The following is a 23,740-nucleotide window of genomic DNA, read 5'->3' on the forward strand; positions in this document are numbered from 1 at the left end:
AATAAAACCAAAGAATTTATTCATACTTAGTTACACTGATGTTTTAACCCATAAATGATAAAGAAAACCTTACTTTTTGACAAGGTAAAGCTACTTTTTTGCAACATTTGTGAACTAAGTAGGCTTTTTTCAGCGAGGGGGAAGAAAAGATAAGAAAAGATAGAGAAATTCAAGCGATGAAGATAATTTCACCTCACAAAAACAACAAAAGCCCAGCATTTCTGCTGGGCTTTTGACCACAATAACCAAAGTAATTTTGAAACAAAACCACTTGGTAAAGTAAGCGTAATATTAACGCTTAGAGAATTGTGGTTTACGACGTGCTTTACGTAGACCAACTTTCTTACGTTCAACGCAACGAGCGTCACGCGTAACATAGCCAGCAGCACGTAGTGCAGGACGTAGTGATTCATCGTATTGCATAAGAGCGCGTGTGATACCGTGACGGATCGCACCAGCTTGACCAGAAATACCACCACCAGAAACAGTGATGAATAGGTCTAGTTTGTCAGTCATTTCAACTAGCTCTAGAGGTTGATTAACAACCATACGTGCTGTTGGACGACCGAAGTAAACGTCAAGGCTACGCTTGTTGATTACGATGTTGCCAGTACCCGGTTTAATAAAAACGCGAGCTGCTGAGCTTTTACGGCGACCAGTGCCGTAGTATTGATTCTCTGCCATTGCCATAATCCCCGATTAAATGTCTAGTACTTGTGGTTGTTGAGCAGTGTGGTTATGCTCAGCGCCAGCGTAAACTTTAAGTTTACGGTACATAGCACGACCAAGAGGACCACGTGGTAGCATACCTTTAACAGCTAATTCAATAACCATTTCAGGTTTACGATCGATCAGTTTCTCGAAAGAAATAGATTTTAGACCGCCTGGGAACTCAGAGTGGCGGTAGTAGATCTTGCCAGCTGCTTTGTTACCAGTTACGCGTACTTTCTCTGCGTTGATAACGATGATGTAATCACCAGTATCTACGTGAGGAGTGTATTCTGCTTTATGCTTGCCACGTAGGCGAGATGCGATTTCAGTTGCGATACGACCAAGAGTTTTACCTTCAGCGTCTACAACATACCAGTCACGCTTTACAGCGGCTGGTTTAGCAACGAAAGTTTTCATGCTAATGATACCCGTTATTAAATAATTTCACTGATTAGGAGCTTTCGCTCCCACTGTATATTTTTGAGCCCAGTCATCACCCCTTCGAGTGGTTGGCACTCTTGGCAATTACGCCAGTACAGTAACGGTGGGTCGGAGGATTATAGTGAAGCATGAAGAAAAAATCACCTTTTTTTTGAAGATATTTCACATATTAGGTAAAAACCGTAAAAAAAATGAAATTTGGACCTCATCACATCAAATAAACACCTTAAATTATCGTAATGAAGGAGCTACCAATTAAGATAAATGTTCTTTTGCTAAGTATTCATGGCTTTGCATTTCAATTAACCGAGACTGACAACGTTTAAATTCAAACGTTAAGCGGCCTTTTTCATAAATAGCGTTCAAATCCGCTTCTGCAGAGATGATTAATTTGACGTTTCTCTCATAAAACTCATCAACCATAGCAATAAATCGACGAGCAGCATCGTCATTAAACTCACCCATGATTTTAACGTTAGAAAGCAAAACAGTATGGTATAGACGCGATAACTCTATGTAGTCATGTTGACTACGGGCACTTTCACATAATACGGAAAATTCAAAATGAACAACTCCATCATCCTCAGCTTTTACACTCAACCTGCGGTGGTTAATTTCTATTTCTTTCTCTTGACACTTACTATCTATTGTTAATTTATGAAAATACATTCTCATGTCATTTTCAGCTTTATCATCTAGCGGAGAATGAAAAATTTCAGCTTGCTCTAATGTTCTTAAACGATAATCAACGCCACTATCTACATTTACTATTTTACAATGAATTTCAATTAACTTGATGGCAGGGAGAAAGCGAGCACGCTGTAAACCGTTACGATAAAGATCTTGTGGAATGATATTTGACGTCGCGACTAAAGCGATTCCTCGATCAAACAATGCTTCTAATAAGGTAGCCAAAATCATCGCATCAGTAATATCAGAAACAAAAAATTCGTCAAAACAAATAATATCAGTTTCTTGCTTGAATTTATCCGCCACCACAAGTAACGGGTCTGATTGATTCTTTAATTCTCCAAGCTCATCATGGACACGCTGCATAAAACGATGAAAATGAATCCTCATTTTTCGTTGTGTTGGTAGAGCATCATAAAAAGTATCAACTAGATAAGTTTTACCACGTCCTACCCCCCCCCAAAAATACAATCCTTTTTCAGGAGTTAATTTACGAGGTTTCGTTTTTTTGAAAAAATGTTTCCATGATTTTTTCACTTCATTTTGAGGAACTTTTGATTCTAATATGCGTCGATATAGTGCATCTAATTGTTCTACAGCATGTTGTTGAGCATTATCATGATGAAATCCGTCCTGTTTAAGGTCGAGATGATATTTTTCTAATGGTGTCATCAGTTTTAATCTTTTCTTTTGTTGATTGACTCTCTTCATAGTAGCATGATCTCAACATACTCAATGAGTGGGCTAACTCACAGTTATGCCGACTCATATTAATAAATATGATAAGGAGCACTTCATGGCTTGGACCTATGCCTTAACTGGCTTAGCCGTTGGTATTATTATTGGCTTTTTAATTTCTCGTATTACCGTACCGGGTATTAAACAACAAAAATCATTGAAACAAGACTTAGAAAAATCTAAATATGAGTTAGAACAATGCCGTCAAGAATTGGTGGATCACTTTGCTACAAGCGCTACTATGCTAGAAGCTTTAGCAAAAGACTTTAATAAAATGTATGACCACATGGCATCAACATCAAAAGAACTTATGCCTAATTTGCCAGAGCAGGATAACCCATTTTCTGCTCGTTTAGATGAAATGACGCTTTCACCTGAATTAAATAAAAAAGTCGCTCATATAAAAGAAGAAGTCAACAAACAACCAAAAGATTATGCGAATGGTGCTACAGGTTTATTGAATGATGAACCAGTAATTGATATCAACGTAAAAAAAGAAGATAAAATCGCATAACACAAAAGATATAATTCACTTTTACAAAGGTTTCTTTATCATTATACCTAAGTATATTTTGATTCAGAAACCCTTGTCCATTTAAACACATTAAGTTCTACACTCAACAACCTCCTATCCATTCAATCTCTACTTTTTATGAACATTCAATGTTATCCTAACTAATTATTTTTTGATTTTTAAAGGTTAGGAAGGCAATGCTTTCATTCTTATTGCGCTCAGCTATTATAGGTACAATAACCGCCACTGTATTATTACTTGCATTCCCTAACCTACGCTCATCAATTAGCACAGAACAAGCACCAACAGAACAAGCCTCTCAACAAATCAGTAATCAAATTTCATTTAATTATGCTGTTCGCCGCGCAGCTCCTGCTGTAGTAAATATTTATAGCCGAAAATACAGCGATAAAGATCGCCTACGTTTAGATACCGAAGGCTTAGGGTCAGGAGTTATTGTCAGTGACAAAGGGTATATCATTACGAACTACCACGTTGTAGCAGATGCAGATCAAGTTATTGTAGCCCTTCAAGATGGTCGCTTATTTAACTCTCAATTGATAGGGAAAGACAAACGCACCGATCTCGCTGTATTACAAATTAAAGACACAAACCTTCCAGTGATCCCGTTAAACCCTAATTACCAAGCAGACATTGGTGATGTCGTATTAGCCATTGGAAACCCTTACAACTTAGGACAAACAACTACATTCGGTATTATCTCAGCCACCGGTCGTGCCGCATTAAGTGCAGACGGAACACAGGGATTAATTCAAACGGATGCAGCAATTAATAGAGGTAATTCTGGCGGAGCATTAGTAAATACTCGCGGGGAGCTTGTCGGTATAAATACAGCGTCATTTCAACAAACCACTGAATTAGAAACCTACGGTATTTCTTTTGCTATTCCTTATGCACTTGCCGATAAGATTATGCGCCGTCTTATTGCTGATGGACAAGTAATTCGTGGCTATATTGGTATTGATGGCAGAGACATTAACCCTGCAATGGCTCGCCTTATGAATGCTGATAATATCAATGGTATTTTGGTATTAGGTGTCTCACCAAATAGTCCAGCAGAAAAGAGTGGCATTATTACTCAAGATATAATTACAAGTATCGATGGCAAGAGTGTTATTAATCGACAGAATGTCACTGATATTGTTACAGAGCTACGCCCAGGAACAGAGGTCGATGTAGATATCATTCGTAAAGGGATCGCTCAAACAATTAAAGTGACCATTGCAGAAGACCCCTCAAGTTAATTTTCATCTATTGCTTTTTAAAATTGATAGATAAAAAAATAGCGCATTTATTATGCGCTATTTTTATATTTAATTTACAAAGCTAATATCATTGACCATCTTCTGTTGATGAATTTTCACCATTAACATCAATGCGAGTCACTCGCTGTAAACCTCTAGGTAATAAAGAACCACGACGGCCTCGTTCACCTCTGAAGTTATCAAGATCACTCGGTTTTAAACCTAACTTGCGCTTACCCGCATACAAGGTAATAGTTGCACCTTGTGGTAATGGCAGTAAGTGAGATAAGAACTCTTCACGAGACTTAGAGCGTGCAGCTGGAATGTTGATGATCTTGTTCCCTTTACCTTTACCTAACTGTGGTAAATCTTTAATTGGGAACAGTAGCATTCTACCTTCATTTGTAATCGCTAAAATTTCATCATTGTCTAAATCAGAAACTACTTCTGGGTTCATTACCAATGAATTTTCTGGTAGCGTCAATAACGTCTTACCATTCTTATTCTTCGATAATAAATCACTTCCCTTACAAACAAAACCATAACCCGCATCTGAGCTGATTAACCACGCTTGATCTTCTTCACCCATAACAACATGAGTAATTTGGCTGCCTGCCGTTATATTCAATCGGCCAGTAATTGGCTCGCCTTGGCTTCTTGCTGAAGGCAAAGTATGTGATTCTAATGCGTAACTGCGACCGTTACTGCCCATAAAGACCGCAGGAGCATTACTCTTACCTCGCGCATGAGCTAGATATTTATCACCCGATTTGTAGTTTAGTGTTGTAGGGTCTACTTCATGCCCTTTCGCGTGACGGATCCAACCTTTATCAGAAAGAACGACAGTAATCGTTTCGCTTGGAATTAAATCACGTTCAGTTAATGCTTTGGCTTCTTCACGTTCAACCAGAGGCGAGCGACGTTCATCACCAAACTTCTCTGCATCCGCTAAGATTTCTTTCTTAATTAACGTATTTAGACGACGCTCTGAGCCTAATAACTTCTCAATTTGGTCTCGTTCTTTAGCTAACTCATCTTGTTCGCCACGGATCTTAATCTCTTCCAGTTTTGCTAACTGGCGAAGTTTAATTTCTAAGATGGCTTCCGCTTGAATTTCAGTTAAATCAAAGCGTGTCATTAGTTCGTGTTTTGGATCATCTTCGGTACGAATGATTTCGATAACTTCATCGATATTCAAATACGCAGCCAATAGACCATCTAAAATATGCAAACGCGCTAAAATTTTATCAAGACGATGTTGCAAACGCTTACGAACAGTCGTGCGACGGAATTCAATCCACTCATTAAGAATGCTAACTAAGCCTTTAACTTGCGGACGTAAATCCAAACCAATCATATTTAGGTTCACACGGAAGCTTTTTTCAAGATCCGTAGAAGCAAATAGATGATTCATTAACGGTTCAGCTTCAATACGATTTGAGCGCGGAACAATCACGATACGAGTCGGATTCTCATGATCTGACTCATCACGAAGATCGTCTACCATTGGTAGTTTCTTCGCTCGCATTTGGCTTGCAATTTGTTCTAATAACTTACTGCCTGATACTTGATGTGGTAACGCGGTAATAACAATATCACTGCCTTCTTTATGCCACACTGCACGCATTTTAATGCTGCCACGACCAGTACGATAAATTTTCTTTATATCAATATTAGATGAAATAATTTCCGCTTCAGTTGGGTAATCAGGACCTTGAATAAAATCCATGACTTGATCTAAATCAGCTTTTGGATTATCCAATAAATGCACCGTCGCATTCGCAACTTCACGCACATTATGAGGAGGAATATCCGTAGCCATACCAACCGCGATACCCATGATGCCATTCAGCAATATATGAGGAAGACGAGCAGGTAAAATCTTAGGCTCTTTCATCGTACCATCAAAGTTTGGCTGCCATTCAACCGTACCTTGGCTTATCTCACCAAGTAATACATCAGCAAACTTCGATAATTTTGATTCGGTATAACGCATTGCTGCGAACGATTTCGGATCATCCGGCGCACCCCAGTTACCCTGACCATCAACCAATGGGTAGCGGTAAGAGAAAGGCTGAGCCATCAATACCATCGCTTCATAACAAGCAGAATCACCATGTGGGTGGTATTTACCCAATACATCACCAACCGTACGCGCCGATTTTTTGTATTTTGCATTCGCAGATAAACCCAGCTCTGACATCGCATAAATAATACGACGTTGCACTGGTTTCAAGCCATCACCAATGTAAGGTAATGCACGATCCATGATTACGTACATGGAATAATTTAGATAAGCGTCTTCTGTAAACTTGCGCAACGGAAGTTGTTCCACACCTTCTAAGGACATTTCTGCACTCATTTGTTATACCTCTGCCTGATCGCCGTTAGATTGTAGCCAAGCACGACGATCATCTGCACGTTTCTTGCCTAAAAGCATGTCCATCATTTCATTGGTCTTTTCATCGTCATCAATGGTTAATTGCACCAAGCGACGAGTATTTGGATCCATTGTTGTTTCGCGAAGTTGAAGTGGGTTCATCTCACCCAATCCTTTAAATCGTTGCACGTTAATTTTTGCACGCTTATTACTTAAACGATCTAATACACCTTCTTTTTCTGCTTCATCAAGGGCATAAAATACCTCTTTACCGCAATCAATACGATACAGCGGTGGCATTGCCACATAGACATGTCCAGCTCGAACCAAAGAAGAGAAGTGTTTTAGATATAAAGCACATAGCAGCGTTGCGATGTGAAGACCATCTGAATCGGCATCGGCAAGAATACATACTTTACCGTAACGTAAGCCTGATAAATCATCTGAGTCAGGGTCAATGCCTAACGCAACAGAAATATTGTGAACTTCTTGAGAAGCCAATACTTGGTCTGCTGATACTTCCCATGTATTTAGAATTTTACCACGCAGTGGCATTACCGCTTGGAATTCACGATCACGCGCTTGTTTCGCAGAACCACCCGCCGAGTCCCCTTCCACTAAGAAAAGTTCGGTACGAGCTAAATCTTGAATTGAACAGTCTGTCAATTTACCTGGTAATGTAGGGCCTGATGCAATCTTCTTACGAACGACTTTCTTAGCTGCTCGCATACGACGGTGCGCATTAGCAATACAAGCTTCAGCAATCAGTTCTGCTATTTGTGGTTTTTCGTTCAGCCATAAACTAAAGGCATCTTTTACAACACCAGAAACAAATGCTGCGCATTGACGTGAAGATAAACGCTCTTTAGTTTGGCCAGCAAATTGAGGGTCTTGCATTTTAACGGATAAAACATAAGCACAGCGATCCCAAATATCATCCGCAGTTAATTTCACACCACGTGGTAACAAATTTCGGAACTCACAGAATTCACGCATTGCATCAAGTAAACCTTGACGCATACCATTTACGTGCGTACCTCCTTGAGCCGTAGGGATCAGGTTTACGTAACTTTCAGAAACAAGCTCTCCACCTTCTGGTAACCAGGTTACGGCCCAGTCTGCGGCTTCACCTTTACCTAAGAATGCACCAGTAAATGGTTCTTCTGGTAACAGCGTGTAACCTGTAACACCTTCTAAAAGATAATCTTTCAAACCATCTTCATAACACCACTTGTGCTCTTTATCATTTACTTTATCTTTAAACACAATTTCCAAGCCAGGGCATAATACCGCCTTGGCTTTTAAATTGTTAATAAGACGAGTAACAGAGAACTTTGGTGAATCAAAGTAACTTGTATCTGGCCAAAAATGAACGCTTGTGCCGCGATTACGGCGACCACAAGTACCTACAACGGTTAAATCTGATACTTTTTCACCGTGTTCAAATGCGATTTCATAAATCTCACCATCACGACGAACAGTTACTTCTACCCGTTTTGATAAGGCATTTACTACCGAGATACCAACCCCGTGTAAACCACCTGAAAATTCATAGTTTTTACCTGAAAACTTACCACCAGCATGTAGCTTACAAAGGATCAGTTCAACACCTGATACTTTCTCTACCGGATGGATGTCAACAGGCATACCACGTCCATCATCAATCACTTCAAGAGATTGATCGGCGTGTAAAATCACTTCAACTTTTTTCGCATGTCCGGCTAAGGCTTCATCGACACTATTATCTATTACTTCTTGCCCTAAATGGTTTGGGCGAGTAGTGTCGGTATACATACCAGGACGGCGACGAACGGGCTCAAGGCCATTTAGAACCTCAATGGCTCCTGCATTATATTGTTCAGTCATATCTCGGAAGGCTTCTTAAAATTTGTTACATAGTCTGAAAGGGAGGAAGGAAAGTCAAGCAATCGACTCTATTCCTCTTTAAATATGTGGCTTTGTATTAAAGATTGTATAGATACTGTATATTTCGGGTAGATAAAGCGTAACTATAAATTTAGAAATTGAATTATTTTTTCAGGGAAACGTTCAAAGCCAATAAAACTATGGTCCCCTTCTTTCTCAATAGTTTGTTTGCAATTTAAATATTTTTCGACAGCTTGGCGATAATCAAGAACTTCATCCCCTTCTTGCTGCAATAACCATAAGCTTTCAGGAGTGGTTACGGTTTTAACTAATAAATCCTGCAGTTCTATCATATGGTGGCTTTCAAGAAAGTAACCTTCACCAGTATAAGGGTTCGTTTGTTTCCCTAAATAATCAGCAAGTAATTCATAAGGTTTAACAGCAGGGTTAACAAGAACAGCTTTATAACCGTATTGTTCACTTAGCCACGTAGATAAGTATCCACCTAATGAACTTCCAACCAATCCGATAGTAAATTCAGTTTTATGTTTTTCAATAATATAAATTAAAAATTCAACCGCCTCTTGAGGATAAGAAGGCAAACGGGGAACAATAACCTTAATATCTGGACGATTTTCTTTACAGTATTGCACCATTACTTGAGCTTTATGGGAAAAAGGAGAGCTGTTAAAACCATGAATATATAGCAATAAGCTTGGCTTCTTCATTTTAATACCCTCCGGCTTCAGCATCTGCTGAAAAATCACAATCCTCTAGACGATATACTTTTGTATCAATATCTCCATTTGGCAGCAAGTCTAAAGTTCGCCAACCTGGAGATTTAGCATCTAATGCAAAATCATCAGAATCAGGGAGAAATTGCACGCAGGTTGATGGCGTAGCAAGTAAGCGAACACCATTAATCATCCGATCAAGCTCTTGATGAATGTGACCACACACGATCCCTTTTACATTACTGTGTTTAGAAATAACATTCCAAAAATGCTCATTATCTTTCAATTGGTGCTGATCGAGCCATGCACTACCTGCTGGTAATGGATGATGGTGTAATAAAACTAGTGAATGGCGAGTTCTATATTGAGTAAGTGCTTTATTCAAGAGATCTAATTGCTCTATAGATAAAGCACCATGAGGAACTCCTACAACCTGACTATCTAAAATTATTAACTGCCAGTGCTTACCAATAAGAAGGTGCTCAGAAGATCTTATTTGAGGGGAAGGTAACACGCCTCCCATGCTTGGCTTATAGTCATGATTACCTGGTAACCAATAACATGGTTTTTCTAAGGGTTTAATACCATTGACAAAATGCTGGTAGGATTCAACAGTGTGATCTTGAGATATATCACCAGTAGCTAAGATTGCACTAAAACCTGATGTACGCTGTTGCACTTGCTCTATTACGCTTTGAAAGCTGTATAAGGTAGGCACACCAAGTAGCGCTCCTTCTATTGGCGCAAATAAGTGAGTATCTGTTATCTGTAACAACCGTATTGGGCCGTTTTCATTCTTTAGTAGTGTTTCAGAGAGCAAAATAGCTACAACCTTTATATATTCTTTTTTAGAAAATGGGTTCTTGGCTTATCCCATTTTTTAAACAAAACGTCAGCCAGTCATTTAAAAACTGGTTTAATTGGTGTTTCTCATCTTTTTGAAGCATTTTTCCATTTGGATAATCATATTTTGCTTTTATACGAGAAAGTTGCTGACTGGCACAAACTTCTGCCACTCTAGCGTCATGATAAAGTCTAACCGTTAATTTAGGAAGTGGATATATTGGTTTATTATCTATCTGATAAACTTCAACTAACGTTGTATATACAGTTACTTCCAATATTCTAATTTGATATTCTTGTTGACATATTTTATAACTAACAAGTTCACCGATTATTTCATTTTTAGGTAAAAGTGACACTAATTTGGCATAATTAGTTTCATAAACACGCATAAGAGTTGATAAATCAACGTGATATTTACGCATGTTATTGCATATTCCACAGTAACCGTAACCTCGAAACATTTAACTCTAGCCATTGTAGCGCAATAATTGAGGCTGCATTCTCAATTCTACCATTAACAACTAGAGCATATGCATTTTCTCGAGTAACAACATGAACTCTAATATCTTCATCTTCTTCTTTTAAACCATGTACGCCTTCTGCTGTAGATGTATCAACACAGCCTACAAATACATCAAGTTGTTCAGAGCAGCCTCCTGAGGAAGGATAAAAATGCGATATTTTTTGTAATCGAGAAACAATAATTCCAGCTTCTTCATTTGCCTCTCTAATAGCAACTTGTTCAGACGATTGACCTTTATCAATCATCCCTGCAACAATTTCATACTGCCATGGAGATTTTGATTCTAAAGCTCCAACACGAACTTGCTCAACTAAAACAACCTCATCAGTAACGGGATCATAGGGTAAAAGTGCTACAGCATGCCCTCGTTCAAAAAGTTCACGTTCGATAAGTTCACTCCACCCACCATTAAATAATTGATGTCGAAATGTAATTTTCGTCATGTTAAAAAAACCATGATAAAGTGGCTCTTTTGATAAAATATCAATGTCATTAGAAGTAAATTGATTATTGAAGCATTTATTTGATGATGAACTCATTTAGTTCTCCTAAATTTAGCTTTCTTTTTTATCATTCGTTGATAGCTGCAACAATTAATTAACTGAACATTTTTGATGATGCTTACATTTTTTTTAGAACCTTTCCACACTATTGTAACGAGTTAAATCGATAAAACGTAAAAAAACGTAATCTTTACAGCTATAGTATAGGGAGATAAGGTACACTCTATGAACTATATTATATAAAACAATTTTTGCAGGACAAACCACCATGAGAAAACTGCTTCCACTCTTTATTGGAATGGCATTGGGTAGTTTCAGCTCTTTAGCTGCTGCCGATGACCTTGCGCAAGTATACAACCAAGCTAAAGAAAATGATCCTCAATTACTAAGAGCTGCAGCAACAAAAGATGCAGCCTTTGAAGCGGTAAACTCTTCGCAAAGCTCTCTATTACCACAAATTGATTTAAGTGCCGGCTACAATATTTTACGTAGTGATTTAGATACTCGTGAGAATGATCGTTTAACTGCTGGTATTAATTTATCTCAAGAACTTTACCAGCAATCAAGTTGGGTTAGTTTAGATATAGCAGAAAAAAGTGCACGCCAAGCTGACTCAGCTTATGCCGCAGAGCAACAAGGTGTTATTTTACGAGTAGCACAAGCTTATTTTGATGTATTACGTGCAAACGATAATTTAGAATTTGTTCGTTCAGAGAAAGCAGCTGTGGGCCGCCAACTTGAACAAACAAAACAACGTTTTGATGTAGGTTTATCTGCAATTACCGATGTACATGACGCTCAAGCTGAATACGATAGCGTATTAGCTAATGAAGTATTAACTGAAAACCAATTAGTAAACAGCTATGAAGATCTTCGTGTTATTACAGGTCAAGGCCATACTGAGCTAAGTGTATTAGATACAAAACGCTTCTCAGCAAGCCCATCAGAGCAAACATCGGACAGCCTAATTGATGAAGCTCAACAAAAAAACTTGAGTCTATTAGCTGCTCGTATCAGCACAGATGTTGCAAAAGATAATATATCTCTTGCAAGCTCTGGCCATATGCCATCTCTAACTTTTGATGCGGGTTATAATTACACGGATCAAAGTGGTACTAAAAATGGTTTTAATGATAATAGTTATGGAGATATCAACGCAGGTATCAACCTTAATATCCCGCTATACACTGGTGGTAATACAAGTTCATTAACAAGCCAAGCAGAATTTCAATATGTTGCTGCAAGCCAAGATTTAGAAGCTACATATCGAGAAGTTACTAAAGATGTTAGAGCTTATAACAATAATATCAACGCATCTATCGGAGCACTAAAGGCTTACGAACAAACTGTAATCTCTGCTAACTCAGCACTAGAAGCAACAGAAGCGGGCTTTGATGTTGGTACACGTACTATTGTTGATGTTTTAGATTCAACACGTCGTTTATATGATGCGAATCGTAACCTAGCAAATGCTCGCTATGATTACATTTTAAGTGTACTGCAGTTAAAACAAGCTGTTGGCACATTAAGCGAACAAGATATCATGGATATCAATATGGGCTTAAAAGCAGGAAAAACAACTCAAGCTAAATAACATTTGATTAAACTGAATATAATTACTAAACGCTTGATATAATTATCGAGCGTTTTTTTATAAGCAAGACAATATCTAACATATTCCTTAAAGAGGATAGATTAGAACTTTTTAACTAAGGCTCCAATCTGAAAAATAACGATTTCATGATGTCTATTTTCATTTTTCTATAAATATAAAAGTTTTAATACCAATTCCGTTAATTAACTTGTCAACTTTAACCAATCTCTAAAGCAGAGTGAGATGACTCTGCTTTTATCTTCACAAAATCGATTCCACGCTCCACATAATGTCTCTACAATATCGTCATAGTTTTCGAAATATCTGTTTGCTACTTCATTTTGACGGAGCCAACTCCATACCTGTTCTATAGGGTTAAGTTCTGGAGAATAAGGTGGGATATGGATTACGGTGAGATTATTAAATTCATCGGCAGATACCTCTGGTGCCAACTCGCTTGATCCATGATGATAACAGCATGCTTGCCTACTGGCGTGGCTTGAGAAATCAATCTGAGTTGCTCTTTCATCGCTTCCATATTGCTCAGGGGAACCACTATCGCTTCAGCTTCTCCTGTCGTGACACATACTGCTCCGAAAAGGTATGCATACTCAAATTGCTGTTGTTGTACTACTCTAGGCCGCGTACCTTTTTCTGCCCATATCCGCGTTGTTGTATTTCGCTGACCAAATCGAGCTTCGTCTTGAAACCATATTTCAACATCTTTTAAGGCTACATGGCTAGGGATCTTAAGGATCGTTTCGATTGGGAATTTTTTTAAAAGCTTCTTGAGCTTCGACTGACTGCTTAGGATGTTTAGAGCGAGTAGTAATCCAACTCAAACCTATGTCATGTAATAACTGATAGAGCGCCGACTTTTTATATAATGTATTGAAATTGCTTTCTATCTCTCGCTTGAAGACGACCGCCACTCTCATTTACGGCATGTTCGATAACATATTCTTTGAGGTGTAATTTTTGCTCATTTGTTAGGCGATGAGGTCTACCTGGATGTGGTTTCTCTTGAAGCCCTTCAAGACCATTATCGAGATATGCTTTGACCCATTTATTGACGCTTACTCTGCTAACTTTAAAGTACTTAGCTATTTTGGTGCGACTTTTACCGTCAACAAAATGAGAAACGGATAAATAACGCATTCTAAGTCGAGCATTGGATGTGGAATTAATCAAACTCGGAAAATCATGCTTCATAAGGACTCCTTTTAAGAGTCCATATTAGATCATGAAATTAACGGAATTGGTATAATCTTTCAGTTAGTTTTTTTTGGTATTGTAGCGGAGTTAACGGGACTTTCTATTAACCTTAAAAGCGACACGTCCCCCGGCGTGACTGGCCGCTAAGCTCTCCAATAAAAAGCCTAACCAACTGAACTACCGCTTCGCAGTGTCTATTCAGCATCATTCTACTTTATACAAACGTAAAAAAGCCCTAACCTTTCGATTAGGGCTTTTTTGGTATAGTGGCGGAGTGGACGGGACTCGAACCCGCGACCCCCGGCGTGACAGGCCGGTATTCTAACCAACTGAACTACCACTCCGCAGTGTCTATTCAGCATAATGCTATTTTTGATTTTACTTTTTATTAAAAAGTAAAAATAAATAGGAGCCTGGCGATGTCCTACTCTCACATGGGGAAACCCCACACTACCATCGGCGCTATTACGTTTCACTTCTGAGTTCGGCATGGGATCAGGTGGGTCCATAACGCTATGGTCGCCAAGCAAATTCTTTCTATCTACCTCAATAAGAGATAAATAATAATCTGGAAAGCTGTTTCTCTATATAAAGAGCTGTTCTTAATCACATTCAATCTGTTTCTTGTTACTTCAAATCCGTTCAAAACCCCTTGGGTGTTGTATGGTTAAGCCTCACGGGCAATTAGTACAGGTTAGCTCAATGCCTCGCAGCACTTACACACCCTGCCTATCTACGTCGTAGTCTCCAACAACCCTTTAGGATACGTAAAGTATCAGGGATGACTCATCTCAAGGCTCGCTTCACGCTTAGATGCTTTCAGCGTTTATCGATCCCGAACTTAGCTACCGGGCAATGCTACTGGCGTAACAACCCGAACACCAGAGGTTCGTCCACTCCGGTCCTCTCGTACTAGGAGCAGCCCCTTTCAATCATCCAACGCCCACGGCAGATAGGGACCGAACTGTCTCACGACGTTCTAAACCCAGCTCGCGTACCACTTTAAATGGCGAACAGCCATACCCTTGGGACCGACTTCAGCCCCAGGATGTGATGAGCCGACATCGAGGTGCCAAACACCGCCGTCGATATGAACTCTTGGGCGGTATCAGCCTGTTATCCCCGGAGTACCTTTTATCCGTTGAGCGATGGCCCTTCCATTCAGAACCACCGGATCACTATGACCTGCTTTCGCACCTGCTCGAATTGTCATTCTCGCAGTCAAGCGGGCTTATGCCATTGCACTAACCACACGATGTCCAACCGTGTTTAGCCCACCTTCGTGCTCCTCCGTTACTCTTTGGGAGGAGACCGCCCCAGTCAAACTACCCACCAGGCACTGTCCGCAACCCCGATAAGGGGCCAACGTTAGAACATCAAGCATACAAGGGTGGTATTTCAAGATTGCCTCCACCAATACTAGCGTACTGGTTTCAAAGGCTCCCACCTATCCTACACATGTAGGGTCAATGTTCAGTGCCAAGCTGTAGTAAAGGTTCACGGGGTCTTTCCGTCTAGCCGCGGGTACACTGCATCTTCACAGCGATTTCAATTTCACTGAGTCTCGGGTGGAGACAGCGTGGCCATCATTACGCCATTCGTGCAGGTCGGAACTTACCCGACAAGGAATTTCGCTACCTTAGGACCGTTATAGTTACGGCCGCCGTTTACTTGGGCTTCGATCAAGAGCTTCGACCGAAGTCTAACCCCATCAATTAACCTTCAAGCACCGGGCAGGCGTCACACCGTATACGTCATCTTACGATTTAGCACAGTGCTATGTTTTTAATAAACAGTTGCAGCCACCTGGTATCTGCGACTCCCGGCAGCTTAGAGAGCAAGTCTCATCACCGCTAGGAGCGTACCTTCTCCCGAAGTTACGGTACCATTTTGCCTAGTTCCTTCACCCGAGTTCTCTCAAGCGCCTTAGTATTCTCTACTCGACCACCTGTGTCGGTTTGGGGTACGATTTCTTATAATCTGAAGCTTAGAGGCTTTTCCTGGAAGCATGGCATCAATGGCTTCACTACCGTAGTAGCTCGACATCGTGTCTCAGCCTAACAAGAGTCCGGATTTACCTAAACTCTTAGCCTACGCACTTGAACTTGGACGACCGTCGCCAAGCCCACCTAGCCTTCTCCGTCCCCCCATCGCAATTATAAGAAGTACGGGAATATTAACCCGTTTCCCATCGACTACGCTTTTCAGCCTCGCCTTAGGGGTCGACTTACCCTGCCCCGATTAACGTTGGACAGGAACCCTTGGTCTTCCGGCGAGGGGGTTTTTCACCCCCTTTATCGTTACTCATGTCAGCATTCGCACTTCTGATACCTCCAGCATGCCTTACAGCACACCTTCGACGGCTTACAGAACGCTCCCCTACCCAACACAATAAATTGCATTGCCGCAGCTTCGGTGTATAGCTTAGCCCCGTTACATCTTCCGCGCAGGCCGACTCGACCAGTGAGCTATTACGCTTTCTTTAAATGATGGCTGCTTCTAAGCCAACATCCTGGCTGTCTGAGCCTTCCCACATCGTTTCCCACTTAGCTATAACTTTGGGACCTTAGCTGGCGGTCTGGGTTGTTTCCCTCTCCACGACGGACGTTAGCACCCGCCGTGTGTCTCCCGGATAGTACTTACTGGTATTCGGAGTTTGCAAAGGGTTGGTAAGTCGGGATGACCCCCTAGCCTTAACAGTGCTCTACCCCCAGTAGTATTCGTCCGAGGCTCTACCTAAATAGATTTCGGGGAGAACCAGCTATCTCCAAGTTTGATTGGCCTTTCACCCCTAGCCACAAGTCATCCGCTAATTTTTCAACATTAGTCGGTTCGGTCCTCCAGTTGATGTTACTCAACCTTCAACCTGCCCATGGCTAGATCACTTGGTTTCGGGTCTATATCCAGAGACTGAACGCCCAGTTAAGACTCGGTTTCCCTACGGCTCCCCTAAACGGTTAACCTTGCCACTGAATATAAGTCGCTGACCCATTATACAAAAGGTACGCAGTCACATAACAAGTATGCTCCTACTGCTTGTACGTACACGGTTTCAGGTTCTATTTCACTCCCCTCACAGGGGTTCTTTTCGCCTTTCCCTCACGGTACTGGTTCACTATCGGTCAGTCAGTAGTATTTAGCCTTGGAGGATGGTCCCCCCATATTCAGACAGGATATCACGTGTCCCGCCTTACTCGTTTTCACTGATGATGAGATGTCGGTTACAGGGCTATCACCTTGTATCGCGCCACTTTCCAGAGGCTTCACCTGTCTCATTAAAAGCTTAAGGGCTAACCCAATTTCGCTCGCCGCTACTTTCGGGATCTCGGTTGATTTCTCTTCCTCGGGGTACTTAGATGTTTCAGTTCTCCCGGTTTGCCTCGCTGCGCTATGTATTCACGCAGCGATACTAGTTTATGCTAGTGGGTTTCCCCATTCAGAAATCGTAGACTCAAATGGTTTTTACTACCTAATCTACGCTTATCGCAAGTTAATACGTCTTTCATCGCCTCTGACTGCCAAGGCATCCACCGTGTACGCTTAGTCACTTAACCATACAACCCCAAGAGGTTTCGTATGGACCATTTGCTTTCACTTTTAAAAAGTGAAGACAAAACAGCAACCAAGGTTGAACTCGTCATTGCGAGTTCTGGTTTTTCGCCGGATTCAAAATACAAGAACACTTGAATGTGTTTTTAATTTGTTTATTTAAGATAAACAAAAGATATTAAGAACTTTTAAATTTTGATTTAGATAACTCGTAAGTTATTTAAATCAGTCAGCTTTCCAAATTGTTAAAGAGCAATGTTTCTTTCGAAACCATTTTTAAAGACTCTCAAAGAGAATACTTAAAGATGGTGGAGCTATGCGGGATCGAACCGCAGACCTCCTGCGTGCAAGGCAGGCGCTCTCCCAGCTGAGCTATAGCCCCAAAATATAATGTTATCACCAATACTTACTGGAAAAGTATTGGTGGGTCTGAGTGGATTTGAACCACCGACCTCACCCTTATCAGGGGTGCGCTCTAACCAACTGAGCTACAGACCCAACATTATGTCTCTTTTATTTTTTAACCTAATCAATCTGTGTGAACACTCATAAATTGCAATCTATCGTTTAAGGAGGTGATCCAGCCCCAGGTTCCCCTAGGGCTACCTTGTTACGACTTCACCCCAGTCATGAACCACAAAGTGGTGAGCGTCCTCCCGAAGGTTAAACTACCCACTTCTTTTGCAGCCCACTCCCATGGTGTGACGGGCGGTGTGTACAAGGCCCGGGAACGTATTCACCGTGACATTCTGATTCACGATTACTAGCGATTCCGACTTCACGGAGTCGAGTTGCAGACTCCGATCCGGACTACGACGCACTTTTTGGGATTCGCTCACTATCGCTAGCTTGCAGCCCTCTGTATGCGCCATTGTAGCACGTGTGTAGCCCTACTCGTAAGGGCCATGATGACTTGACGTCGTCCCCACCTTCCTCCGGTTTATCACCGGCAGTCTCCCTGGAGTTCCCACCATTACGTGCTGGCAAACAAGGATAAGGGTTGCGCTCGTTGCGGGACTTAACCCAACATTTCACAACACGAGCTGACGACAGCCATGCAGCACCTGTCTCAGAGCTCCCGAAGGCACTAAGCTATCTCTAGCGAATTCTCTGGATGTCAAGAGTAGGTAAGGTTCTTCGCGTTGCATCGAATTAAACCACATGCTCCACCGCTTGTGCGGGCCCCCGTCAATTCATTTGAGTTTTAATCTTGCGACCGTACTCCCCAGGCGGTCTACTTAACGCGTTAGCTCCGAAAGCCACGGCTCAAGGCCACAACCTCCAAGTAGACATCGTTTACGGCGTGGACTACCAGGGTATCTAATCCTGTTTGCTCCCCACGCTTTCGCATCTGAGTGTCAGTGTCTGTCCAGGGGGCCGCCTTCGCCACTGGTATTCCTTCAGATCTCTACGCATTTCACCGCTACACCTGAAATTCTACCCCCCTCTACAGCACTCTAGTTCACCAGTTTCAAATGCGGTTCCGAGGTTGAGCCCCGGGCTTTCACATCTGACTTAATGAACCACCTGCATGCGCTTTACGCCCAGTAATTCCGATTAACGCTCGCACCCTCCGTATTACCGCGGCTGCTGGCACGGAGTTAGCCGGTGCTTCTTCTGTCGCTAACGTCAAGATGTGCAGCTATTAACTACACAACCTTCCTCACGACTGAAAGTACTTTACAACCCGAAGGCCTTCTTCATACACGCGGCATGGCTGCATCAGGCTTTCGCCCATTGTGCAATATTCCCCACTGCTGCCTCCCGTAGGAGTCTGGACCGTGTCTCAGTTCCAGTGTGGCTGATCATCCTCTCAGACCAGCTAGAGATCGTCGCCTTGGTGAGCTCTTACCTCACCAACAAGCTAATCTCACCTGGGCTAATCTTAGCGCGAGAGGTCCGAAGATCCCCCTCTTTGGTCCGAAGACATTATGCGGTATTAGCTATCGTTTCCAATAGTTATCCCCCACACTAAGGCATATTCCCAGGCATTACTCACCCGTCCGCCGCTCGTCAGCGAATTAGCAAGCTAATTCCTGTTACCGCTCGACTTGCATGTGTTAGGCCTGCCGCCAGCGTTCAATCTGAGCCATGATCAAACTCTTCAATTAAAGTTTTTTGGTTGCTCTGTCTTTTCTATAAAGAGAAGCAGAAACAAAACCGGCTCAATGATTAATACTGATTGTTACATAAAAGTAATTTTGTGTAGTCACTCAGTTCATTGATTATTTTGTTCGTCTTACTTCGAGAAGTAAGAGCAAACTAGTGATTATCAACTCACAAGTGCCCACACAGATTGACTTGGTTAAATTGTTAAAGAGCCTTGTCTTTCAACCACTTAGCGCTTCAGCTTCGTAGTTTCAGGCTGCGTATATTACGCTTTCTGATTTGAAAGTCAAGATAATATTTTCAACTTTTACATTTATTTATGAAAGACTTAAAAACGTTATGTTGACTTGGCTCACAGTGACAATCTGAGAGCGAAATAAAAGCCCGTTCTATTGAACGGGCACTTATTCAAATTCAAGCCTGGCGATGTCCTACTCTCACATGGGGAAACCCCACACTACCATCGGCGCTATTACGTTTCACTTCTGAGTTCGGCATGGGATCAGGTGGGTCCATAACGCTATGGTCGCCAAGCAAATTCTTTCTCTTTATATAATAAAGAGTATCTGGAAAGCTAATTTAAGTTCTTAATCACATTCAATACGTTTCTTGCAACTTCAAATCCGTTCAAAACCCCTTGGGTGTTGTATGGTTAAGCCTCACGGGCAATTAGTACAGGTTAGCTCAATGCCTCGCAGCACTTACACACCCTGCCTATCTACGTCGTAGTCTCCAACAACCCTTTAGGATACGTAAAGTATCAGGGATGACTCATCTCAAGGCTCGCTTCACGCTTAGATGCTTTCAGCGTTTATCGATCCCGAACTTAGCTACCGGGCAATGCTACTGGCGTAACAACCCGAACACCAGAGGTTCGTCCACTCCGGTCCTCTCGTACTAGGAGCAGCCCCTTTCAATCATCCAACGCCCACGGCAGATAGGGACCGAACTGTCTCACGACGTTCTAAACCCAGCTCGCGTACCACTTTAAATGGCGAACAGCCATACCCTTGGGACCGACTTCAGCCCCAGGATGTGATGAGCCGACATCGAGGTGCCAAACACCGCCGTCGATATGAACTCTTGGGCGGTATCAGCCTGTTATCCCCGGAGTACCTTTTATCCGTTGAGCGATGGCCCTTCCATTCAGAACCACCGGATCACTATGACCTGCTTTCGCACCTGCTCGAATTGTCATTCTCGCAGTCAAGCGGGCTTATGCCATTGCACTAACCACACGATGTCCAACCGTGTTTAGCCCACCTTCGTGCTCCTCCGTTACTCTTTGGGAGGAGACCGCCCCAGTCAAACTACCCACCAGGCACTGTCCGCAACCCCGATAAGGGGCCAACGTTAGAACATCAAGCATACAAGGGTGGTATTTCAAGATTGCCTCCACCAATACTAGCGTACTGGTTTCAAAGGCTCCCACCTATCCTACACATGTAGGGTCAATGTTCAGTGCCAAGCTGTAGTAAAGGTTCACGGGGTCTTTCCGTCTAGCCGCGGGTACACTGCATCTTCACAGCGATTTCAATTTCACTGAGTCTCGGGTGGAGACAGCGTGGCCATCATTACGCCATTCGTGCAGGTCGGAACTTACCCGACAAGGAATTTCGCTACCTTAGGACCGTTATAGTTACGGCCGCCGTTTACTTGGGCTTCGATCAAGAGCTTCGACCGAAGTCTAACCCCATCAATTAACCTTCAAGCACCGGGCAGGCGTCACACCGTATACGTCATCTTACGATTTAGCACAGTGCTATGTTTTTAATAAACAGTTGCAGCCACCTGGTATCTGCGACTCCCGGCAGCTTAGAGAGCAAGTCTCATCACCGCTAGGAGCGTACCTTCTCCCGAAGTTACGGTACCATTTTGCCTAGTTCCTTCACCCGAGTTCTCTCAAGCGCCTTAGTATTCTCTACTCGACCACCTGTGTCGGTTTGGGGTACGATTTCTTATAATCTGAAGCTTAGAGGCTTTTCCTGGAAGCATGGCATCAATGGCTTCACTACCGTAGTAGCTCGACATCGTGTCTCAGCCTAACAAGAGTCCGGATTTACCTAAACTCTTAGCCTACGCACTTGAACTTGGACGACCGTCGCCAAGCCCACCTAGCCTTCTCCGTCCCCCCATCGCAATTATAAGAAGTACGGGAATATTAACCCGTTTCCCATCGACTACGCTTTTCAGCCTCGCCTTAGGGGTCGACTTACCCTGCCCCGATTAACGTTGGACAGGAACCCTTGGTCTTCCGGCGAGGGGGTTTTTCACCCCCTTTATCGTTACTCATGTCAGCATTCGCACTTCTGATACCTCCAGCATGCCTTACAGCACACCTTCGACGGCTTACAGAACGCTCCCCTACCCAACACAATAAATTGCATTGCCGCAGCTTCGGTGTATAGCTTAGCCCCGTTACATCTTCCGCGCAGGCCGACTCGACCAGTGAGCTATTACGCTTTCTTTAAATGATGGCTGCTTCTAAGCCAACATCCTGGCTGTCTGAGCCTTCCCACATCGTTTCCCACTTAGCTATAACTTTGGGACCTTAGCTGGCGGTCTGGGTTGTTTCCCTCTCCACGACGGACGTTAGCACCCGCCGTGTGTCTCCCGGATAGTACTTACTGGTATTCGGAGTTTGCAAAGGGTTGGTAAGTCGGGATGACCCCCTAGCCTTAACAGTGCTCTACCCCCAGTAGTATTCGTCCGAGGCTCTACCTAAATAGATTTCGGGGAGAACCAGCTATCTCCAAGTTTGATTGGCCTTTCACCCCTAGCCACAAGTCATCCGCTAATTTTTCAACATTAGTCGGTTCGGTCCTCCAGTTGATGTTACTCAACCTTCAACCTGCCCATGGCTAGATCACTTGGTTTCGGGTCTATATCCAGAGACTGAACGCCCAGTTAAGACTCGGTTTCCCTACGGCTCCCCTAAACGGTTAACCTTGCCACTGAATATAAGTCGCTGACCCATTATACAAAAGGTACGCAGTCACATAACAAGTATGCTCCTACTGCTTGTACGTACACGGTTTCAGGTTCTATTTCACTCCCCTCACAGGGGTTCTTTTCGCCTTTCCCTCACGGTACTGGTTCACTATCGGTCAGTCAGTAGTATTTAGCCTTGGAGGATGGTCCCCCCATATTCAGACAGGATATCACGTGTCCCGCCTTACTCGTTTTCACTGATGATGAGATGTCGGTTACAGGGCTATCACCTTGTATCGCGCCACTTTCCAGAGGCTTCACCTGTCTCATTAAAAGCTTAAGGGCTAACCCAATTTCGCTCGCCGCTACTTTCGGGATCTCGGTTGATTTCTCTTCCTCGGGGTACTTAGATGTTTCAGTTCTCCCGGTTTGCCTCGCTGCGCTATGTATTCACGCAGCGATACTAGTTTATGCTAGTGGGTTTCCCCATTCAGAAATCGTAGACTCAAATGGTTTTTACTACCTAATCTACGCTTATCGCAAGTTAATACGTCTTTCATCGCCTCTGACTGCCAAGGCATCCACCGTGTACGCTTAGTCACTTAACCATACAACCCCAAGAGGTTTCGTATGGACCATTTGCTTTCACTTTTAAAAAGTGAAGACAAAACAGCAACCAAGGTTGAACTCGTCATTGCGAGTTCTGGTTTTTCGCCGGATTCAAAATACAAGAACACTTGAATGTGTTTTTAATTTGTTTATTTAAGATAAACAAAAGATATTAAGAACTTTTAAATTTTGATTTAGATAACTCGTAAGTTATTTAAATCAGTCAGCTTTCCAAATTGTTAAAGAGCAATGTTTCTTTCGAAACCATTTTTAAAGACTCTCAAAGAGAATACTTAAAGATGGTGGAGCTATGCGGGATCGAACCGCAGACCTCCTGCGTGCAAGGCAGGCGCTCTCCCAGCTGAGCTATAGCCCCAAAATATAATGTTATCACCAATACTTACTGGAAAAGTATTGGTGGGTCTGAGTGGATTTGAACCACCGACCTCACCCTTATCAGGGGTGCGCTCTAACCAACTGAGCTACAGACCCAACATTATGTCTCTTTTATTTTTTAACCTA

General features: G+C 42.4%; 12 protein-coding genes, 5 tRNA genes, 5 rRNA genes and 1 pseudogene. 3 read left to right on the forward strand and 20 right to left on the reverse strand.

What is annotated here, in order from left to right; genetic code table 11:
- Positions 1-291: 291 nt before the first annotated feature.
- From rpsI to zapE, 3 genes are all read right to left on the reverse strand, one after another.
- Positions 292-684, reverse strand: coding sequence for a 30S ribosomal protein S9 (rpsI, locus tag AC2IP4_RS12165; protein WP_375321707.1), 393 nt, complete (start codon positions 682-684; stop codon positions 292-294).
- A 15-nt stretch (positions 685-699) separates the two neighbouring features.
- Positions 700-1,128, reverse strand: coding sequence for a 50S ribosomal protein L13 (gene rplM, locus AC2IP4_RS12170; protein ID WP_045101173.1), 429 nt, complete (start codon positions 1,126-1,128; stop codon positions 700-702).
- A 279-nt stretch (positions 1,129-1,407) separates the two neighbouring features.
- Positions 1,408-2,514, reverse strand: a complete 1,107-nt coding sequence (gene zapE / locus AC2IP4_RS12175) for a cell division protein ZapE (RefSeq protein WP_375322839.1) — start codon at positions 2,512-2,514, stop codon at positions 1,408-1,410.
- Between the two features lie 124 nt (positions 2,515-2,638).
- On the opposite strand from zapE, the gene zapG reads away from it, so the two are divergent.
- Both zapG and degS read left to right on the forward strand, forming a co-directional pair.
- Entirely contained in the window at positions 2,639-3,094 is a 456-nt protein-coding gene (zapG, locus tag AC2IP4_RS12180) for a Z-ring associated protein ZapG (protein WP_375321706.1), read from the forward strand.
- A 197-nt stretch (positions 3,095-3,291) separates the two neighbouring features.
- Entirely contained in the window at positions 3,292-4,359 is a 1,068-nt protein-coding gene (gene degS / locus AC2IP4_RS12185; protein ID WP_375321705.1) for an outer membrane-stress sensor serine endopeptidase DegS, read from the forward strand.
- A gap of 88 nt (positions 4,360-4,447) precedes the next feature.
- On the opposite strand, the gene parC is transcribed toward degS, so the two are convergent.
- From parC to nudF, 6 genes are all read right to left on the reverse strand, one after another.
- Positions 4,448-6,721: a DNA topoisomerase IV subunit A gene (gene parC / locus AC2IP4_RS12190; RefSeq protein ID WP_375321704.1), complete on the reverse strand. Its 2,274-nt coding sequence runs from the start codon at positions 6,719-6,721 to the stop codon at positions 4,448-4,450.
- Between the two features lie 3 nt (positions 6,722-6,724).
- Complete coding sequence (gene parE, locus AC2IP4_RS12195; RefSeq protein ID WP_375321703.1) at positions 6,725-8,605, reverse strand: DNA topoisomerase IV subunit B; 1,881 nt, start codon at positions 8,603-8,605, stop codon at positions 6,725-6,727.
- Between the two features lie 143 nt (positions 8,606-8,748).
- Positions 8,749-9,333: an esterase YqiA gene (gene yqiA, locus AC2IP4_RS12200; RefSeq protein WP_486310313.1), complete on the reverse strand. Its 585-nt coding sequence runs from the start codon at positions 9,331-9,333 to the stop codon at positions 8,749-8,751.
- Between the two features lies 1 nt (position 9,334).
- Complete coding sequence (gene cpdA / locus AC2IP4_RS12205; RefSeq protein ID WP_105055519.1) at positions 9,335-10,159, reverse strand: 3',5'-cyclic-AMP phosphodiesterase; 825 nt, start codon at positions 10,157-10,159, stop codon at positions 9,335-9,337.
- A gap of 28 nt (positions 10,160-10,187) precedes the next feature.
- Positions 10,188-10,607, reverse strand: a complete 420-nt coding sequence (locus AC2IP4_RS12210) for a DUF1249 family protein (protein ID WP_486310314.1) — start codon at positions 10,605-10,607, stop codon at positions 10,188-10,190.
- 1 nt (position 10,608) lies between these two features.
- Positions 10,609-11,247 carry an ADP-ribose diphosphatase gene (gene nudF / locus AC2IP4_RS12215; protein WP_375321700.1) on the reverse strand — a complete coding sequence of 213 codons (639 nt, stop codon included), beginning with the start codon at positions 11,245-11,247 and terminating at the stop codon, positions 10,609-10,611.
- A gap of 232 nt (positions 11,248-11,479) precedes the next feature.
- On the opposite strand from nudF, the gene tolC reads away from it, so the two are divergent.
- A complete protein-coding gene (gene tolC / locus AC2IP4_RS12220) occupies positions 11,480-12,805 on the forward strand; it encodes an outer membrane channel protein TolC (RefSeq protein ID WP_486310315.1) in 1,326 nt (441 codons plus the stop codon).
- Between the two features lie 203 nt (positions 12,806-13,008).
- Here the strand turns inward: tolC and AC2IP4_RS12225 are convergent.
- The 11 genes and pseudogenes from AC2IP4_RS12225 to AC2IP4_RS12275 all read right to left on the reverse strand — a co-directional run bounded on the left by AC2IP4_RS12225 (position 13,009) and on the right by AC2IP4_RS12275 (position 23,710).
- Positions 13,009-14,017: pseudogene (locus AC2IP4_RS12225) on the reverse strand (IS630 family transposase).
- A 270-nt stretch (positions 14,018-14,287) separates the two neighbouring features.
- A tRNA-Asp gene (locus tag AC2IP4_RS12230) sits at positions 14,288-14,364 on the reverse strand.
- 67 nt (positions 14,365-14,431) lie between these two features.
- Positions 14,432-14,547 (reverse strand): 5S ribosomal RNA (rrf, locus tag AC2IP4_RS12235).
- Between the two features lie 136 nt (positions 14,548-14,683).
- Positions 14,684-17,574 (reverse strand): 23S ribosomal RNA (locus AC2IP4_RS12240).
- A gap of 301 nt (positions 17,575-17,875) precedes the next feature.
- A tRNA-Ala gene (locus AC2IP4_RS12245) sits at positions 17,876-17,951 on the reverse strand.
- A 39-nt stretch (positions 17,952-17,990) separates the two neighbouring features.
- Positions 17,991-18,067: transfer RNA gene (locus AC2IP4_RS12250), tRNA-Ile, on the reverse strand.
- A 70-nt stretch (positions 18,068-18,137) separates the two neighbouring features.
- A 16S ribosomal RNA gene (locus tag AC2IP4_RS12255) occupies positions 18,138-19,680 on the reverse strand.
- A 416-nt stretch (positions 19,681-20,096) separates the two neighbouring features.
- Positions 20,097-20,212, reverse strand: a 5S ribosomal RNA gene (gene rrf / locus AC2IP4_RS12260).
- A gap of 114 nt (positions 20,213-20,326) precedes the next feature.
- Positions 20,327-23,217, reverse strand: a 23S ribosomal RNA gene (locus AC2IP4_RS12265).
- Together the 16S, 23S and 5S rRNA genes with 5 tRNA genes alongside form the textbook arrangement of a ribosomal RNA operon.
- 301 nt (positions 23,218-23,518) lie before the next feature.
- A tRNA-Ala gene (locus AC2IP4_RS12270) sits at positions 23,519-23,594 on the reverse strand.
- A gap of 39 nt (positions 23,595-23,633) precedes the next feature.
- Positions 23,634-23,710 (reverse strand) — tRNA-Ile (locus AC2IP4_RS12275).
- Positions 23,711-23,740: the final 30 nt, after the last annotated feature.

It is taken from the genome of Aliivibrio thorii, assembly GCF_057368585.1.

Coding starts and splice junctions, on each gene's coding strand:
- parC (WP_375321704.1), bottom strand. CDS start 6,721: ATGAGTGCAGAAATGTCCTTAGAAGGTGTGGAACAACTTCCGTTGCGC.
- zapG (WP_375321706.1), top strand. CDS start 2,639: ATGGCTTGGACCTATGCCTTAACTGGCTTAGCCGTTGGTATTATTATT.
- tolC (WP_486310315.1), top strand. CDS start 11,480: ATGAGAAAACTGCTTCCACTCTTTATTGGAATGGCATTGGGTAGTTTC.
- rpsI (WP_375321707.1), bottom strand. CDS start 684: ATGGCAGAGAATCAATACTACGGCACTGGTCGCCGTAAAAGCTCAGCA.
- AC2IP4_RS12210 (WP_486310314.1), bottom strand. CDS start 10,607: ATGCGTAAATATCACGTTGATTTATCAACTCTTATGCGTGTTTATGAA.
- rplM (WP_045101173.1), bottom strand. CDS start 1,128: ATGAAAACTTTCGTTGCTAAACCAGCCGCTGTAAAGCGTGACTGGTAT.
- yqiA (WP_486310313.1), bottom strand. CDS start 9,333: ATGAAGAAGCCAAGCTTATTGCTATATATTCATGGTTTTAACAGCTCT.
- degS (WP_375321705.1), top strand. CDS start 3,292: ATGCTTTCATTCTTATTGCGCTCAGCTATTATAGGTACAATAACCGCC.
- parE (WP_375321703.1), bottom strand. CDS start 8,605: ATGACTGAACAATATAATGCAGGAGCCATTGAGGTTCTAAATGGCCTT.
- nudF (WP_375321700.1), bottom strand. CDS start 11,247: ATGAGTTCATCATCAAATAAATGCTTCAATAATCAATTTACTTCTAAT.
- zapE (WP_375322839.1), bottom strand. CDS start 2,514: ATGACACCATTAGAAAAATATCATCTCGACCTTAAACAGGACGGATTT.